Origin of the sequence: Fusobacterium sp. IOR10 (assembly GCF_010367435.1) — a bacterium.
Lineage (GTDB): Bacteria > Fusobacteriota > Fusobacteriia > Fusobacteriales > Fusobacteriaceae > Fusobacterium_B.
The window spans coordinates 1-16501 of sequence record NZ_WJWY01000020.1 but is presented as its reverse complement, the minus strand read 5'-3'; the positions used below and the strand labels follow the sequence as shown (position 1 = coordinate 16501).

At 28.9% G+C, this 16501-nt stretch carries 17 protein-coding genes; 11 read left to right on the top strand and 6 right to left on the bottom strand.

All coding sequences use genetic code 11. The features are described 5' to 3' along the window. Positions 1 to 81 precede the first annotated feature (81 nt). From GIL12_RS06785 to rd, 4 genes are all read left to right on the top strand, one after another. Entirely contained in the window at positions 82 to 1032 is a 951-nt protein-coding gene (locus GIL12_RS06785) for an AEC family transporter (RefSeq protein WP_163469748.1), read from the top strand. Positions 1033 to 1075: 43 nt separating this feature from the next. Further along, positions 1076 to 1210 (top strand): hypothetical protein, encoded by a 135-nt coding sequence (locus tag GIL12_RS10175; protein WP_255461060.1) that lies wholly within the window; start codon positions 1076 to 1078, stop codon positions 1208 to 1210. Positions 1211 to 1222: 12 nt separating this feature from the next. Next, on the top strand, positions 1223 to 1504 hold the full coding sequence (locus tag GIL12_RS06780; RefSeq protein WP_163469747.1) for a hypothetical protein: 282 nt from the start codon (positions 1223 to 1225) through the stop codon (positions 1502 to 1504). A gap of 68 nt (positions 1505 to 1572) precedes the next feature. After that, a complete protein-coding gene (gene rd / locus GIL12_RS06775) occupies positions 1573 to 1734 on the top strand; it encodes a rubredoxin (protein ID WP_163469746.1) in 162 nt (53 codons plus the stop codon). Between the two features lie 55 nt (positions 1735 to 1789). On the opposite strand, the gene mglC is transcribed toward rd, so the two are convergent. The 5 genes from mglC to GIL12_RS06750 all read right to left on the bottom strand — a co-directional run bounded on the left by mglC (position 1790) and on the right by GIL12_RS06750 (position 7821). Then, a complete protein-coding gene (gene mglC / locus GIL12_RS06770; RefSeq protein ID WP_163469745.1) occupies positions 1790 to 2818 on the bottom strand; it encodes a galactose/methyl galactoside ABC transporter permease MglC in 1029 nt (342 codons plus the stop codon). A gap of 30 nt (positions 2819 to 2848) precedes the next feature. Beyond that, the gene (gene mglA / locus GIL12_RS06765) at positions 2849 to 4351 is read right to left on the bottom strand and encodes a galactose/methyl galactoside ABC transporter ATP-binding protein MglA (protein ID WP_163469744.1); all 1503 of its coding nucleotides are present in this window, start codon (positions 4349 to 4351) and stop codon (positions 2849 to 2851) included. Positions 4352 to 4454: 103 nt separating this feature from the next. Beyond that, positions 4455 to 5462, bottom strand: a complete 1008-nt coding sequence (gene mglB / locus GIL12_RS06760; protein WP_163469743.1) for a galactose/glucose ABC transporter substrate-binding protein MglB — start codon at positions 5460 to 5462, stop codon at positions 4455 to 4457. 130 nt (positions 5463 to 5592) lie between these two features. Beyond that, positions 5593 to 6621 carry an aldose epimerase family protein gene (locus tag GIL12_RS06755; protein ID WP_163469742.1) on the bottom strand — a complete coding sequence of 343 codons (1029 nt, stop codon included), beginning with the start codon at positions 6619 to 6621 and terminating at the stop codon, positions 5593 to 5595. Between the two features lie 9 nt (positions 6622 to 6630). After that, complete coding sequence (locus tag GIL12_RS06750; protein WP_163469741.1) at positions 6631 to 7821, bottom strand: ROK family transcriptional regulator; 1191 nt, start codon at positions 7819 to 7821, stop codon at positions 6631 to 6633. Between the two features lie 191 nt (positions 7822 to 8012). Here GIL12_RS06750 and GIL12_RS06745 point away from each other — a divergent pair, with 191 nt between their 5' ends. The 7 genes from GIL12_RS06745 to argF all read left to right on the top strand — a co-directional run bounded on the left by GIL12_RS06745 (position 8013) and on the right by argF (position 16362). Beyond that, complete coding sequence (locus GIL12_RS06745; RefSeq protein ID WP_163469740.1) at positions 8013 to 9188, top strand: galactokinase; 1176 nt, start codon at positions 8013 to 8015, stop codon at positions 9186 to 9188. Beyond that, on the top strand, positions 9188 to 10714 hold the full coding sequence (gene galT, locus GIL12_RS06740; RefSeq protein ID WP_163469739.1) for a UDP-glucose--hexose-1-phosphate uridylyltransferase: 1527 nt from the start codon (positions 9188 to 9190) through the stop codon (positions 10712 to 10714). Before GIL12_RS06745 ends, galT begins: the two co-directional genes overlap by 1 nt. Positions 10715 to 11013: 299 nt before the next feature. After that, entirely contained in the window at positions 11014 to 12054 is a 1041-nt protein-coding gene (gene argC, locus GIL12_RS06735) for an N-acetyl-gamma-glutamyl-phosphate reductase (protein WP_163469738.1), read from the top strand. Between the two features lie 11 nt (positions 12055 to 12065). Further along, positions 12066 to 13283, top strand: a complete 1218-nt coding sequence (argJ, locus tag GIL12_RS06730; RefSeq protein ID WP_163469737.1) for a bifunctional glutamate N-acetyltransferase/amino-acid acetyltransferase ArgJ — start codon at positions 12066 to 12068, stop codon at positions 13281 to 13283. Positions 13284 to 13299: 16 nt separating this feature from the next. Then, positions 13300 to 14175, top strand: coding sequence for an acetylglutamate kinase (gene argB / locus GIL12_RS06725; protein ID WP_163469736.1), 876 nt, complete (start codon positions 13300 to 13302; stop codon positions 14173 to 14175). A gap of 12 nt (positions 14176 to 14187) precedes the next feature. Continuing rightward, positions 14188 to 15357: an aspartate aminotransferase family protein gene (locus tag GIL12_RS06720; RefSeq protein ID WP_163469735.1), complete on the top strand. Its 1170-nt coding sequence runs from the start codon at positions 14188 to 14190 to the stop codon at positions 15355 to 15357. 21 nt (positions 15358 to 15378) lie between these two features. Beyond that, entirely contained in the window at positions 15379 to 16362 is a 984-nt protein-coding gene (argF, locus tag GIL12_RS06715) for an ornithine carbamoyltransferase (RefSeq protein WP_163469734.1), read from the top strand. 50 nt (positions 16363 to 16412) lie between these two features. Here argF and GIL12_RS06710 read toward each other — a convergent pair. Then, positions 16413 to 16501: IS3 family transposase (locus GIL12_RS06710; RefSeq protein WP_163469728.1), on the bottom strand; the 89-nt coding region annotated here is incomplete at its 5' end.

Genomic DNA, 16501 nt, shown 5'->3' with positions numbered 1-16501 from the left:
ATTATAATATACATCATACGGTATAATATTAATTATACCGTATTTTTTATACTAAAATTTAAAAAAGGATGAAGAATTAATATGACGAGCAATTTATTACTATCTTTAAATGTAGTTTTCCCGATTTTTTTTATGATGAGTGTTGGATATTTAATTAGAAAATTAAATATGGTAGATGATCATTCTCTAACTATTATGAACAACTTAGTTTTTAGAGTTTTTATGGCTATTCTTCTGTTTGTTAATGTTTCTAAAATGGATATTGGAGCCTTAGTTGATATTCAAAATCTCACACTTATTTTACTTTTATATGGAGTTATTACTTCTATGGTATTATTTTATTTTTTAATCTATAGAAAAACTGTTTCAGACATTAACAAGGTTCCTGTAATGATTCAAGGATCCTATAGGGCAAATCTAATACTATTTGGAATTCCCATGGCAACTGCCCTTTACGGGGAAAATGGTGCTGGAATAATTTCAATAGCAATTGCAGGGGCTATCCCACTATTTAATGTACTAGCTATACTAATACTAGAAGGATATGCTAATAAGAATGCTAGTAAAAAGAAATTGGTTATGTCTATTTTAAAAAACCCTTTAATTATTTCATGCTTTCTTGGAATAATGTTTGTTGTTTTGGGAATTAAAATACCTAATCTATTATTAAAACCACTAGTTAGTATGGGAGGAGTTGCAACACCCCTTGCATTTATTATTCTAGGAGCTACCTTAAAATTTTCTAGTCTTATTAAAAATTTAAAATTTATATTTGTAGCTAGTTTTATGAAATTAATTATTTTACCCCTTGTGGCCATTACCTTGGGAATAAAATTTGGATTTGTAAATGAACATTTACTTGCTATTTTAGGAGCTACTGGGTCACCTATTGCCATTGCTTCCTTTATAATGGTTAAAGAAATTGGTGGAGATGAAAATTTAGCAGCAGAATTAATTGTCTCTTCCTCTGTATTATCTATTTTCACATTATTTGTTTGGATATTTTCTTTAAAAACTCTTGGCTTTTTATAGAAAAAATACTATAATTAGGATATAATGAAATAGGATGTGGATTATGACAGATAATGAAATTGAAATGCAAATGAATAAGGCATTAAAGAAAGTTCCCCTTGAGGTTAGAAAGATAAAATTTATTTTATTTTTCATAAAAAAATGGAAAAATTTATTAAACCTATTTAAATTAAATTAATATGGAGGAAATATGGAAGAAAAATTAACAAAATTAATGCTAAGAATAAATGAAGAATTTCAAAAAAGAGGTTATGAAATTAAAGATGATTTACAGGAACTTCTTGAAACTAATGAAATGATTGCTGAAGAACTATCAAAAACTAAATTTAAAAAAATAGAATTCTTTGATATTAAAGAAGAAGATTCAGTTGGGTTTACTTTGGAAGATTTACAAGTTAGTTTTTACCTTGAATACGGTGAAGATGAAGAGGGACCTTGGTATGAGGCCACTGCTGAAATTGTAAGCTTCTAATATATCTAAATTAGGTAACAATCTTATCACAATAATATACTAAAATAAGGAAAAGGAGGTTATTGATTATGAAAAAATGGGAATGTGAACCATGTGGATACATTTATGATCCAGCTTTAGGGGATGAAGATGCAGGAATAGCTCCAGGAACATCTTTTGAAGATTTACCAGCTGATTGGGTTTGCCCAGTTTGTGGTGTTGGAAAAGAAGATTTTAAAGAATTAGACTAAATAAAAAATAGCGAGTAATCTCGCTATTTTTTTATTTTTTGTTATTATTATATTTTTAACTTTTCTTAGCATATTTCATTGAATCAAAGGCTACTGCTGCAATTATTATTGCCCCTTTGATTATATATTGCCAATATGGACTTACTCCAACATAAGTTAGACCATAGTTTAAAACAGTTAATATAATTACACCAATCATTACACCTGATATTCTACCAATACCTCCATAAAATGATACTCCACCTATAACACAAGCTGCTATTGCATCCATTTCATACATGAAACCTAGATTATTAGTTGCAGAACCAATACGACCAGCTTCTAAAAATCCACCAAAGGCATAGTACATTCCTGATAAAGCGTAAATTAATACCATTGTAACTACTACATTAACTCCTGAAACTCTAGCTGCTTCTGGATTTCCCCCAGCAGCAAAAACATTTTTACCAAATTTAGTTTTATTCCACAATACCCACATAATAACCATAGCTATAGTTGCATAAATTATCAAAAATGGTAGCTTAAACCCAAAAACATTAAAGGACCCTTGGGCAAAATGAGAATAACTTTCGTTAAACCCTGAAATAGGAGAAGCCCCTGCAAAGTCATAATAAAGGGAATTAATACCATAGATAATTGTCATAGACCCCATTGTAACTATAAATGGATGGATGTTCAAACACACTGTTATTACCCCGTTAAAAGCTCCTATTATTGCACCTATTACCATAACTATAAGTATAACTGCTATTAATGGCATTTGACCCATATCTGGGTAAACCTTATTTATATTATCTGAAGCTTGTAATAGAGAAGCTGATACAACTGCTGCTAACCCAACTTGTCTTCCTGCTGAAAGGTCTGTTCCTTGGGTAACTATAATTCCTCCAACACCAAGAGCAATTATAGCTCTTACTGAAGATTGAGTTAAAATATTCTTGAAATTTCTAATACTTAGAAATGTAGGTTCCTTAACAACTATCATAACAAGCATTAAAAATAAAACTAAGTATAAACCACTTCTAATAAATAAATCCTTAATATCTATTTTCCCGTTCTTTTTCTTTTGTAATCTTAAATCCATAATTTATCTCCTTAAATTTTAAAATATTAGTTATAAGTACTTTGCTGAAAGGCTCAATAATTCCTCTTGGGTAGTTTCCTTTGTATTAACTATCCCAGCTAGTTTTCCATTACTCATTACAATTATTCTATCACTAACACCTAAAAGTTCTGACATTTCTGAAGATACCATAATAACTCCCTTACCTTTTTTTGCAAGTTCTATCATAAGTTGATATATTTCATATTTAGCCCCAACGTCAATACCTCTAGTTGGTTCATCTAACATAAGAATATCAGGTTCTGTTAAAAGCCATCTAGAAAGTATTACCTTTTGTTGATTTCCCCCTGAAAGACTTCCAATATGAGTTCTCTGAGTAGGAGTTTTGGTTCTCATACTATCAATTCCCCATTGAGTGTCCTTAACCATTTTTTCGTTATCTAATAATTTATTTTTCTTTACATAACTATCTATATTAGCTAAAATTGTATTTTCTTTAATGTCTAACATGGAAAATATTCCTGTTGCTCTACGTTCCTCTGTAACTAAAGCAAAACCATTTTTAACAGCTACTTTTGGAGATTTATTATTTATTTCTTTACCAAATAATTTAATTTTTCCCTTTGCTTTCTCTCTAATTCCAAATATAGTTTCAACTATATCAGTTCTTTTAGCTCCAACTAACCCTGCAACACCTAAAATTTCTCCCTTACGTAACTTAAAACTAATATCATTTATTGAAGGTTGATGTTTTGCTGAAAGGTTTTCCACCTCTAATATAAACTCACTAGGTTCGTTGTCCTTTGGTGGGAATCTATCTGTTAAATCCCTTCCAACCATAAGATTTATAATTTCATCTGTTGTTAACTTGTCACTTTCTTCTGTTGCTATCCATTTTCCATCTCTCATTATGGTAATGTCATCAGATATAGCTTTAATTTCTTCCATTTTATGAGATATATATATTATTCCACAGCCATCTTCCCTTAGCCTTCTTATTATTTTAAATAAATGTTCCACTTCATTTTCTGTTAAAGAAGAAGTTGGCTCGTCCATAACTATTATTTTTGAATTATAAGAAACAGCTTTAGCTATTTCAATCATTTGTCTTTGAGATACAGATAAATCTCTTACTTTCATTTTTGGATTTATATTTATTTCTAAATTTTTAAATATTTCAATTGTTTTGTCATACATGGCCTTTTCATCAACAAAGAATCCCTTAGTTGGAAATCTCCCTAACCAAATATTATCTAGTACATTTGTTTGAGTAACTTGATTTAATTCTTGATGAACCATGGAAACTCCATTATCTAAAGCTTCCCTTGTTGATGTAAAATTTATTTCTTTTCCATCAAAGGAAATAGTTCCACCATCTTTTTTGTAAATCCCAAAAAGACATTTCATAAGAGTTGATTTCCCAGCTCCATTTTCTCCCATAAGAGCGTGAACACTATGAGATCTAACCTTTAAAGAAACTTCATCCAATGCTTTTACACCAGGGAATGATTTAGAAATATTTTTCATTTCTAATAAATATTCTTTATTTTCCATAACTTTCTCCATTTCATATAATTATAAGTTGTTTATTTCATTAAAAGAGAGAGTGAAAACCACTCCCTCTTTAATTTAATTTTTATTTAATTTCCAAAAGAAATTAATATTGATCCACATTGTCAGAATCTATTCCTATACTAGGAACTAATAAAATTTTATTATCTAATACTAGATCAAGACCTTCAGTTGCATCTTTACCTGCTGCTAAATTAACTGCAATATTAAATGTTCCTCTACCTTGACTATCTGCATCATTTAAAACTGTTCCAGCCATTTCACCCTTTTTAATTTTTACAAGAGCTTCTGGAAGTGCGTCAACACCAAATACTGGTAATGTTTTTCCAAATGCCTTTTGTGATTCTATAGCACCTAAAGCCATACCATCATTGTTACAAATTATAACTTCTATCTTATCTCCATTGGGACCAGATAACCATGCATCCATTTTATCCTTTGCCATTGCAGTATCCCACAAAGCAGTGTCCAAATGTAATTCTTCAGTTTCAATTCCCATATCATTTAATGTTTTTACAGAATATTTAGTTCTTGCTTCTGCATCAGGATGTCCAGGTTCTCCCTTTAACATTACATATTGAATTACTCCATCACCATTTAAATCTGTTTCAGGATGTTCTTTCCAATATTTTCCAATTAATTCTCCTTGGGCAATTCCTTGAGCATCAGGATCTACTCCAACATAATAAGCTTTATCATAAGATTCAATAACTGAATCTTGTGGTCTTTTATTATAGAATACAACTGGTATTCCAGATTCTTTTATTTTATTACATACTGTTTGTCCAGAAGCTGGGTCAACTAAATTAATAGCTAAAGAGTCAACACCCTTAGACAACATAACGTCTATTTGATCATTTTGTGTAGTTTGACTATTTTGAGAATCGTTCATTTGTAATTCTACCTTATCAGAAACCTTAGCTGCTTCACTTTCCACAGATTTTCTTAGTAATGCTATAAAGTTATCGTCAAATTTATAAGCTGTAAATCCAACTCTTAATTTTTGTGGCTCATCTGATTTTTTATCTCCCCCACACCCTACTAAACCTGCTGCTAATATAACTGACCCCAATAACAATCCCATTTTTTTCATAATATAAATCCCTCCTAATTTTTAGTCAATTCATAATTTTCATTTTGTTTTTCAATCTCTTGCTATCTATAGTTATACTTTAATTAATATTTTTTGTCAATAAATTAAACGTTTTTTGTTTAAAGTTTTATCAAAAATTATAAAAAGTATACTGACTTTTGCTATAGTATTTATCTTTTTCAGAATAAAGCTTACTTTTTTCATCATAAAATTGTAATACATCTGGATAATCTTGCATTTCCAAACAAAATCCCAAATGATTTTTTTTGAATATATCCTCTAGATAATTTCCTGTGTAAAGAACAACAACTGGCTGATTGGTTTTTATTTTTAAGCCTCGTCCACTTTTTTCATCCTCTATTATTCCATCTATATTTTCTTTTTTTGAAAGTATAAAGGGATGATCTAATCCACCATTAACTATTTTTATTTGCTCATCTTGAGAATTTAAAATATCTTTAAACTTCACTCCATTTCTTAGATCAAATATTTTAGAATCCACATTTGAAATTATTTTAGGTAATGTTCTCTCATCAACTTGTATATATTCATCACAATATAATTGTATTTTTTGATTGCCAATGTCCTCTTTAGCATCTCCACTGAGATTAAAATAAGTGTGATTAGCTAAATTCATATAGGTTTCCCTATCTGGAATACCTTCATATTCCACTGTTAATTCATTTTTTTCCAAAGTATAAATAACTTTAAAATCAACCTTTCCTGGAAAATTTCCTTCCATATGAGGAGAGCTTCTAGTGAGAATTAGTTTTACCCTATCCCCTTGAATAATAGTTGCCCCTCTCCACAACTTAGTAACAAAATAATCTGGGTATCCATGTAAATTATTCCCATTATTATTTAATTCTAATTGGTATATTTCCCCTTGAATATTCAGTTGTCCATTTGCTATTCTTCCTGCATTTCTTCCTACTATCCCACCTACATGATAGGACGGGTTATCTTCATATTCTTCTAGGGTTTCAAAATTTAAAACCACATTTTCAACATTTCCCTTCCTATCCTTGGTTAAAATCTTTCTAATAATCCCACCATAATCTAATATTTCAACTTCCAAATCATCATCTTTTAAACTATAGGCAAACACCTCTTCCCCTGTTTTTAGTTTCCCAAAAAAATTTCTTTTAATAACTGCCATTATTATCACCTAACTTTGTATATATTTTTCTGTAAATTTTAAATTTTCAAACAAATTTTCCCTTACTACAGATATTGCAGAGTAATACATTAGTTCTTCCCCTAATTTAGTGCTTTTTATTTCACATTTTTGAATATCTAGAGATATTTTGTTTAAATAAAAATTTAAGTTCTCCATTACAAAATCACTTTTAAAAAGTTCCCCTGCTAGAATAATTTTCTCAGGATCCACTATTGAAATAATAATGTTCAACCCCTGGGCAATATATTCCACAGCTTCTGTTATTGCTTTAATAACTAAAAAATCTCTTTTTTTTATTCCATAAAGAACATCTTTTATTTCTAATTTATTATTTTTTTGTAAAGTTTCTTTTAATATACTATATTTACCAACTTTTATTTCAGATTCTAATCTTTTTAATATGGCCTTATCAGAGGCTTCTGCCTCTAAACATCCTCTTTTCCCACAGGAACATTTTCTTATACTATTTGTGTTTATAACTATATGTCCTATTTCTCCAGCCATAGAATGAAAACCCCTGTACATTTTATTATCAATAAAATATGAAGTTCCTATACCTTGACATAGGTTTAAAACTAGAAAATTATCAACATCCTTACAAGAACCTATTTGCTTTTCTGTATAGGCCATGGCTCTCACATCATTTTCCAAAATAATTGGTAAATCATACTTTCTACCTAAGTACTTAACAATATTATTAGTTTCCCACTCATAATGAGGTGACATTAATATTTTAGAAAAATCCTTGTCCACTGGACCAGTTACAATAAGAACTATAACCCCTATGTTTTTATGTGCTTCTAAATTTTTCTTTATAATATTATCTAAAAAATTCAACATATTTTTTTTGTTCTTACTAAGTATAGCTATTTTAATTTTTTTAATAAAGTCCCCATTTACCTTACTCACAGATAAATATATTTTGTCGTCAGCTGTTATGTTTATTCCTAAAATATTTTTAAAATTATCCTCATTTATGGATAACAACATTGGACGTCTTCCCCCTGTTGATTTTCCTTCATTTTTTTCAACAATAATATTATTTTCTAATAAATTATTGATTAATCTAGAAATCCTAGCTGGAGTAAGACCAAATAACTTAGCTAAATCCATCCTTGAAATACTTATTCTATTCTTTATTATTTTTAATATTTCATACTCTCTCAGGCTCTCTTTCATTGTACTCTCCTAAAATATCTTATATCTATTTTTAATATATTTTACTTGATTTGTCAAAAGAAAACTTAATTAATAAAAAAACTTAATTAATAAACTTAATTAAGTCCCCTATCTTTTTAACAAAACAATTTGTTTTTTTTTTAACACAAAGTATAATTAAGATACATAGTATGTAATTTAGGAGGATAAAAATGGATGTTAAAAATACAATGCTTGTTAAATTTCATGAATTATTTGGAAATTTAGGAAGTGAGGAATTTTATTTTACTCCTGGAAGAGTTAATCTTATAGGAGAACATATTGATTATAATGGGGGTTTTGTTTTTCCATGTGCTCTAAGCTTTGGAACTTACGCTATTTGTAGAAAAAGAAAAGATCAAAATTTTAATCTATTTTCTATTAATTTTCCTAATGACAAAACAATAACTTTCCAAGGTAATAACTTAAAAAAGTCAGGTGTTTGGGGTGATTATTGTAAAGGAGTAATTAAAATCTTTCAAGATAATAATCATAACATACCCTTTGGCTTGGATATAGTTTTTTATGGAAATATTCCAAATGGAGCTGGCCTTTCTTCATCTGCTTCTTTGGAAGTTTTAATGGGAACTATTTTAAATGAAACTTTTAATTTAAATATACCTATGGTAGATATTGTTAAATATTCCCAAAGGGCTGAAAATGATTTTATAGGAGTTAGTTGTGGAATTATGGATCAATTTGCAGTGGGAATGGGTAAAAAGGATAATGCTATTTTATTAAACTGTAACACTTTAAAATATGAATATGTTCCTATTTTACTTAAAAATGCTTCAATTGTTATTATGAACACTAACAAAAGAAGAGGCCTTGCTGATTCTAAATATAATGAAAGAAGAATTTACTGTGAAAAAGCCTTACAAGATTTAAAAAATTCTAAAGTTAACATTGAATATTTATGTGACCTTTCCATGGAAGATTTTAAAAAGGTTAAACACTTTATAGGGGAAAATGAAGCTCTTCTAAGGGCAACCCATGCTATTAGTGAAAATGATAGGGTTTTAAATGGTATTACAGCTTTGAAAAACAATGACATAAAAACCTTTGGAAAATTAATGAATGAATCACATATTTCCCTTAGGGATAATTATGAGGTTACTGGATTTGAACTTGACACAATTGTAAAGGCAGCTTGGGAGGAACCTGGAATAATAGGTTCTAGAATGACAGGAGCTGGATTTGGTGGATGTGCTGTGAGTATTGTTGAAAATGATTTTATAGATAGTTTCATTAAAAATGTTGGGGAAAAATATACAAAGAAAACTAATCTTGTTGCTGATTTTTATATTGCTAATATTGGTGATGGTTCTAGAAAAATAGGTGATTTATAATGAATAAAAAAAATATATATATAGAAATTGAAAACTTATTAAACTATGCTGTAAATGTATCTTTTATTGAAAATGAAGATATAATATATTTCAGAAATAAAATTTATAATATTTTAAATATTGAAGTTAATGAAGAAAATTTAGAAAATATTGAAATAATAAATGGAAAATATCCCTATGAAATTTTAGATGAAATTTGTAATTTTGCTGTTGAAAATAATTTAATTGAAAACACTGTTCCTGAAAGGGATTTATTTGATACTAAAATAATTGGAGAGTTAACTCCTAAACCTAGTGATGTAATTAATAATTTTAAAAGGGATTATCAAGTTTCCCCTAAAAGGGCCACTGATAATTTCTATAAATTTTCCAAAGACACAAACTACATAAGAACTGATAGAATTAATAAAAATCTACATTGGCTATGTGAAACTAGCTATGGAAATTTAGAAATAACAATTAATCTTTCAAAGCCTGAAAAGGATCCAAGGGACATTGAAAAAGCTAAGCTTATTAAAGCTTCCTCTTATCCTAAATGTCTCCTTTGCAAAGAAAATGTTGGATATGCAGGAAGAATTAATCACCCTGCAAGACAAAATCATAGAATTATTCCTATAACTTTAAAAGATAAATCTTGGTTTTTACAGTACTCACCCTATGTATACTATAATGAACACTGTATAGTTTTTTCAGGGGAACATGCTCCAATGACAATAAATAAAAATACCTTTGAAAAATTACTAGACTTTGTAGATGTGTTCCCACATTATTTCATTGGTTCAAATGCTGATTTACCAATAGTTGGAGGATCTATTTTAGCCCATGAACATTTTCAAGGGGGATGTCATGATTTTCCAATGGCAATGGGAAAAATGGAAAAAACTTTCACAATTAAAAATTATGAGGATATTCAAGTTGAAAAAATAAAATGGCCAATGTCTGTTATAAGACTTAGGGGTAAAAGCAAGAAAGAACTAATTGAACTAGCTGATAAAATTTTTGCTAATTGGAAAAATTATTCAGATGAAAAATGTGATATTTTAGCATTTTCAAATAATACTCCACATAACACAATTACTCCAATAGTTAGGAGAAAAGAAGATTTCTATGAGATTGATCTTGTTTTAAGAAACAATAGAACTTCTGAAAAGTATCCCCTTGGGATATTTCATCCTCACAAAGAATTTCATCACATAAAAAAAGAAAATATTGGACTTATTGAAGTTATGGGTCTAGCTGTTTTACCAGGAAGATTAAAGGAAGAACTTTCAACACTTAGGGAACTTTTATTAAAAAAAGATCCCCTTGATTTAATTAATAAAAATCCAAAGGTTGTAAAACATTTAAATTGGTGTGAAGGTTTACTTGAAAAATATAGTGAAAAACTAAATGAAAATAATATAGAACTCATTTTAAAAAAAGAAGTTGGATTAGTCTTCTCCCAAGTTCTTGAAAACTCAGGAGTGTTCAAGAATGATGAAAATGGAAGAAGGGGATTTGACAACTTCATTTCATCTCTAAATTAATTTTTCTTGACATGGAAATAAAATTATGTTAGTATTCTAGAAAATTAATGGGGAGGAAAATTATGATGTTACTAAGGCATTTCAGGATAATCAACAAATATAATAGAAACTATTATTCTGAATGTTCAACTAGAGATCATGATTTTTTAACTTAGAATTTTTTTCTTTGAAAATTTTTAATTAATAAAATTATTAGAATTCTTTTGCCAGCATTCATATATGCTGGCTTTTTTTATGCACCAGTATGTTTAGAATAATATCTAAGCATGCTGGTTTTTTTATTTTGTAGGAGGTTAACAATGTTAAAAGTAGGAATTTTTGGAGCTACTGGTTATGCAGGGCAACAACTTGTTTGGTTACTGATGAATCACAAATTTTCACAAATTGAATTTATGGCTTCTAATACCTATGCAGGTAAAGAATTTAGTGAAATATATCCTAATTTTAAAAACAGGCTGGATTCTAAACTTATTTCCATTGAAGAGGCTAAAGATAAAATAAAGGATATTGATGTTTTGTTTTTAGCTCTTCCCCATGGAAAGTCAGCTGACCTTGTAAAATTATCTGTGGAAAATTCTGTTAAGGTAATTGACCTAGGAGCAGATTTTAGATTAACAAATCCTGAGGATTTTCTTTATTGGTATAAAATGAAATTTAATTATCCTGAGCTAATAAAAGACTCTATATATAGTTTACCTGAATTAAAATCAAAGGAAGATATTAAAAATGCAAAAATAATTGCAAATCCTGGATGCTATGCTACAGCTAGTTTACTTGCATTGGCACCTTTAGTTAAAAATAAATTAATTGATTTAAATTCAATTGTAATAGATGCAAAATCTGGAGTTTCTGGAGCTGGAAGATCATTAAAAGTTGGAAGTCTTTTCTCTGAATGTAACGAGTCTATAAAGGCTTACTCTGTTGGAAATCATAGACATACAGCTGAAATAGAGCAAGAACTTTCTTTACTTGAAAATGAAAAAATAACAACTTTATTTACACCTCATCTTGTTCCTATGAATCGTGGAATTTTAGCTGTGTCATATGCTAATTTGGATACTTCTAAAAGTTTACAAGAGATTTATGAAATATATAAAGATTTCTATAAATCTAGTTATTTTGTGAGAATTTTAGACTCCCTTCCTGAAACAAGATTTGTAAAGGGGAGCAACTTCTGTGATATTGGTATTAAGATAGATACTAGAACTAATAAAATTATAGTTATTTCAGCTATTGATAATCTAGTAAAGGGAGCTGCAGGACAAGCTATTCAAAATATGAATATTTCATTTGATCTTGATGAATTTCAAGGAATAACAACTTTAGGAATAAATATATAAAGGAGAATAACATGAAAATTTTAGAAAATAAATCATTTACCCTTGTTAAGGGAATAAAAGCTGCAGGAATATCTTGTGGATTGAAAAAAAGTGGAAAAAAAGATCTGTGTCTAATATACAGTGAAGAGAAAGGTATTTCTGCTGGAGCCTTTACCCAAAATCAAGTTAAAGCTGCTCCTGTTCTTTTAAGTATGAAAAACGTTGAAAGTGAAAATGTTCAAGCTCTAATAATAAATAGTGGAAATGCAAATGCATGTAATGGAGCCAAAGGATATGAAGACGCTGTTACAACAACTGAACTTGTTGCTAAAAACTTAAACATATTACCTAGTGAAGTTCTTGTACAGTCAACTGGAATTATTGGTCTTCCCCTTCCAATGGATAAATTAATTTCTGGGATAAATAATATTTGTCCTAAACTATCTAAAGATGGAGGAGAAGATGCTTCTTTAGCAATACTTACAACTGACACTTTTCCTAAAACAGTTACTGTGCAAATTGAAATAGATAATAAAACTGTCACTATAGCTGGGATAGCTAAGGGTTCTGGGATGATCCATCCTAATATGGCAACTATGCTTGGAAATATATTTACAGATGTTAATATTTCTAAAGAATTACTTAATGAAACTTTTAAAGAAAGTATTGATAATACCTTTAATATGATATCTGTGGATGGGGACACTAGTACCAATGACATGTGTATAATTATTGCAAATGGAGCTGCTGAAAATAAATTAATAGATACAAAGGATGAAAACTTTAAGATTTTTAAAGATGCCCTTGATTATGTAAATGAAAGCCTAGCTAAATTAATTGCAAAGGATGGTGAAGGGGCAACAAAACTTTTAGAAGTATCTGTTTCAAATGGGAAAACAAAAAAAGATTCTAAATTAGTTGCTAAATCAATTATCACATCTAATTTAACTAAATGCGCCTTCTTTGGAGAGGATGCTAACTGGGGAAGAATCCTATGTGCCATTGGATATTCCAAAGCTGATTTAAACATTGAAAGCATTGATATTCATTTAAACTCAAAGGGAAATTCTGTACAAGTTGTTAAAGATGGTGCAGGGCTATCCTTTGATGAAGACTATATTAAAAATATTTTAGAAGAAGATAAAATAAATATACTTGTGGATTTAAAAAATGGAAAGCACAATGCTAAAGCTTGGGGATGTGATCTTAGCTATGAATATGTAAAAATTAATGGATCTTATCGTTCTTAAATTAAAAGGAGATTTTATGGAAAATAAATATACAAAAATAAATAATATTATTGAAATAATCCCATACATTGATAGCTTAATTGGAAAAATTATTGTTATTAAATATGGGGGAAATGCTCTAATAAATGAGACTAAAAAAATTCAATTTATTAAGGACATTGTTTTTCTAAAAAAACTAGGAGCTTATCCTGTTATTATCCACGGAGGTGGCCCTGATATTAATGCAATGCTTGGGAAAATTAATAAGGAATCTAAATTTTTAAAGGGAAATAGAATTACTGACAATGAAACTATGGAAATTGTAGAAATGATTCTCTCTGGAAAAGTTAATAAAAATCTAGTGTCATTAATTAATAAATATGGGGGAAATTCTGTTGGTATAAGTGGAAAAGATAGCAATCTAATAATAGCAGAAAAAAAATATATTATTAATGATAATGAAAAAATAGATATTGGGAATGTTGGAGAGATTCTAAAGATTAATGGAAAAATTATATATACACTTATTAAAGAAGACTATATTCCTGTTATTTCCAGTGTTGGAACTGATTACAATGGAAATACCTATAATATAAATGCTGACTATGCTGCTAGTTCAATTGCCAGTGAACTAAAGGCACATAAGTTTATATTTATCACAAATGCCCCTGGGATTATGATGGAAATGAACAATATAAACACTAAAATTGAAACTTTAAACTATGATGAAGCTATCACTCTTATTAAAGATAAAATAATAACTGAGGGAATGATCCCTAAAGTTGAAGCTTGCCTTTCGTCTTTAAAAAATGGAGTTGATAATGTTCATATAATTGATGGAAATCTTGAACATTCACTACTTGTGGAATTACTTACAGATTTAAACACTGGAACTAAACTTATTAAAAATTAAAGGGGAGAAAACATGGAAACTAATAATATTTTAAACACTTATAATAGATTTGATGTTATTTTTAAAAAGGGGAAAGGAGTATATCTTTACGATATTAATGACAATAAATATTTTGATTTTGTTTCTGGAATAGCTGTTAACTGTTTAGGTCATAGTAATCCTAAAATTATAAACACTATAAAAAATCAAAGTGAAAATCTTATGCATATATCAAACCTTTATTGGAATGATCAACAAATAAAACTAGCTGATAAATTAATTAAAATTGGAGATTTGGATAAGGTCTTTTTCTGCAATAGTGGAACTGAAGCAAATGAACTTGCTTTGAAAATAGCTAGAAAATTTGGAAAAGAATTTTGCCCAGATAAAAATAAAATTATTTACATGAAAAATTCCTTCCATGGAAGAACTTTAGGAGCTCTTTCTGTAACTGGACAAGAAAAATATCAAGCTCCATACAGACCTATACTTGGGGGAACAGTTCAATGTGAATTTAATAATATTAAGGATTTTTATTCTAAATTTGATAAAAATGTCTGTGGAGTAATTATTGAACTTATACAAGGGGAAGGGGGAATTATTCCAATAGACCCTGAATTTTTACAAACTGTTAAAAATCTATGTGACATTAATAACGCCCTACTTATAACAGATGATGTACAGTGTGGTATTGGTAGACTTGGAACTTTCTTTGCCTATGAAAAATTTTCAGTAATACCAGATATTATAACTGTTGCCAAGGGACTTGGGGGAGGTTTCCCAATTGGTGGAGTAATTGTTGGGAAAAAAGCTTGTGAAACATTAAAACCAGGGGATCATGGTTCAACTTTTGGTGGGAATCCCCTTGCATGTTCTGTTGCTAACACTGTTGTAGATTGTTTAACTTCTGAAAATTTTCTAGATGAAGTTAGTAACAAAAGTGCTTACTTTAAAGAAAAAATTAATGATTTAATAAAAAAATATGATGCATTTGAAAGTATAAGTGGAATGGGACTTTTACTTGGATTAAAAATTAATGATAAAATAAGTTCTGGAGATTTTGTAAAAAAAGCCTTTGAAAAACATTTTCTATTAGTTGGAGCAGGGAATAATACTGTTAGATTACTTCCCCCTTTAAATGTTACATATGAAGAATTGGATAAGGCTGTTATGCTTTTGGAAGAGACCATAAAAGAATTTTAATATTACTTGGAGGGGAAAATAATGAATGAAAAACATTTTTTAAAATTATTAGATTTTACAGAGGATGAAATTAATAATTTAATAAAACTATCAGCTAAATTAAAAAAAGATAAAAAATTAGGAATAGAGGAAAAAACTCTAATAGGAAAAAATATTGCTCTTATTTTTGAGAAAACTTCAACTAGAACCAGATGTGCCTTTGAAGTTGCAGCTTCAGATCAAGGGGCTAATACCACATACCTTGATTCTTCTGGAAGTCAAATAGGAAAAAAAGAATCAATTAAAGATACTGCTAAGGTACTTGGAAGAATGTTTGATGGAATACAATATAGAGGTTATGAACAGGAAAAAGTAGAGGATTTAGCCACTTACTCTGGAGTACCTGTTTGGAACGGTCTTACAAATGATTTTCATCCTACACAAATAATTGCAGATTTTTTAACTATACTAGAACACAAGGGAAAACTAAAAAATATTAAACTAGCATATATTGGAGATGGAAGAAATAACGTAGCTAATTCTCTTTTGGTAGGTGCTGCTAAACTGGGACTTGATTTTAGAATTGTAACTCCTATATCTTTGTTTCCTAAAAAAGAATTAATTGATACTTGTTTAAAAATCTCAAAGGAAACAGGAGCTAAATTAACTTTAACAGATTCAATTGAAAAGGGTTTAAAAGATGCTGAGGCTGTATATACAGATGTATGGGTTTCCATGGGTGAAACAAAGGACACTTGGAAAAAAAGAATTGACCTATTAAAGCCTTATCAAGTGAACAGCAAATCAATGTCTTACGCTAAAAAAGACGCTATATTTTTACATTGTCTTCCTTCTTTCCATGATTTAGAAACTGATGTTGGAAATAATATTTTCCAAGAATTTGGAATAAAGGAACTTGAAGTTTCTGATGAAGTTTTCCAAAGTGAGAATTCAGTTGTTTTTGATCAAGCTGAAAATAGACTTCATTCAATAAAAGCTATAATGGTTTCATCTTTCAATAATTAAAAAAGCTCCCTTTGTAGTGAACCCATTTTCTTGGACATGAAATTTAATATTTAATTTAAGGATTGATTCCTGTATTCTGCAGGAGTTAATCCTTTTAATTTTATTTTAATTCTCTGATTATTATAATAATCAATATAAT

What these genes read in the sequence shown, in the direction of transcription:
- GIL12_RS06785 (WP_163469748.1), top strand. Translation starts at nt 82, where the DNA reads ATGACGAGCAATTTATTACTATCTTTAAATGTAGTTTTCCCGATTTTT.
- GIL12_RS10175 (WP_255461060.1), top strand. Translation starts at nt 1,076, where the DNA reads ATGACAGATAATGAAATTGAAATGCAAATGAATAAGGCATTAAAGAAA.
- GIL12_RS06780 (WP_163469747.1), top strand. Translation starts at nt 1,223, where the DNA reads ATGGAAGAAAAATTAACAAAATTAATGCTAAGAATAAATGAAGAATTT.
- rd (WP_163469746.1), top strand. Translation starts at nt 1,573, where the DNA reads ATGAAAAAATGGGAATGTGAACCATGTGGATACATTTATGATCCAGCT.
- mglC (WP_163469745.1), bottom strand. Translation starts at nt 2,818, where the DNA reads ATGGATTTAAGATTACAAAAGAAAAAGAACGGGAAAATAGATATTAAG.
- mglA (WP_163469744.1), bottom strand. Translation starts at nt 4,351, where the DNA reads ATGGAAAATAAAGAATATTTATTAGAAATGAAAAATATTTCTAAATCA.
- mglB (WP_163469743.1), bottom strand. Translation starts at nt 5,462, where the DNA reads ATGAAAAAAATGGGATTGTTATTGGGGTCAGTTATATTAGCAGCAGGT.
- GIL12_RS06755 (WP_163469742.1), bottom strand. Translation starts at nt 6,621, where the DNA reads ATGGCAGTTATTAAAAGAAATTTTTTTGGGAAACTAAAAACAGGGGAA.
- GIL12_RS06750 (WP_163469741.1), bottom strand. Translation starts at nt 7,821, where the DNA reads ATGAAAGAGAGCCTGAGAGAGTATGAAATATTAAAAATAATAAAGAAT.
- GIL12_RS06745 (WP_163469740.1), top strand. Translation starts at nt 8,013, where the DNA reads ATGGATGTTAAAAATACAATGCTTGTTAAATTTCATGAATTATTTGGA.
- galT (WP_163469739.1), top strand. Translation starts at nt 9,188, where the DNA reads ATGAATAAAAAAAATATATATATAGAAATTGAAAACTTATTAAACTAT.
- argC (WP_163469738.1), top strand. Translation starts at nt 11,014, where the DNA reads ATGTTAAAAGTAGGAATTTTTGGAGCTACTGGTTATGCAGGGCAACAA.
- argJ (WP_163469737.1), top strand. Translation starts at nt 12,066, where the DNA reads ATGAAAATTTTAGAAAATAAATCATTTACCCTTGTTAAGGGAATAAAA.
- argB (WP_163469736.1), top strand. Translation starts at nt 13,300, where the DNA reads ATGGAAAATAAATATACAAAAATAAATAATATTATTGAAATAATCCCA.
- GIL12_RS06720 (WP_163469735.1), top strand. Translation starts at nt 14,188, where the DNA reads ATGGAAACTAATAATATTTTAAACACTTATAATAGATTTGATGTTATT.
- argF (WP_163469734.1), top strand. Translation starts at nt 15,379, where the DNA reads ATGAATGAAAAACATTTTTTAAAATTATTAGATTTTACAGAGGATGAA.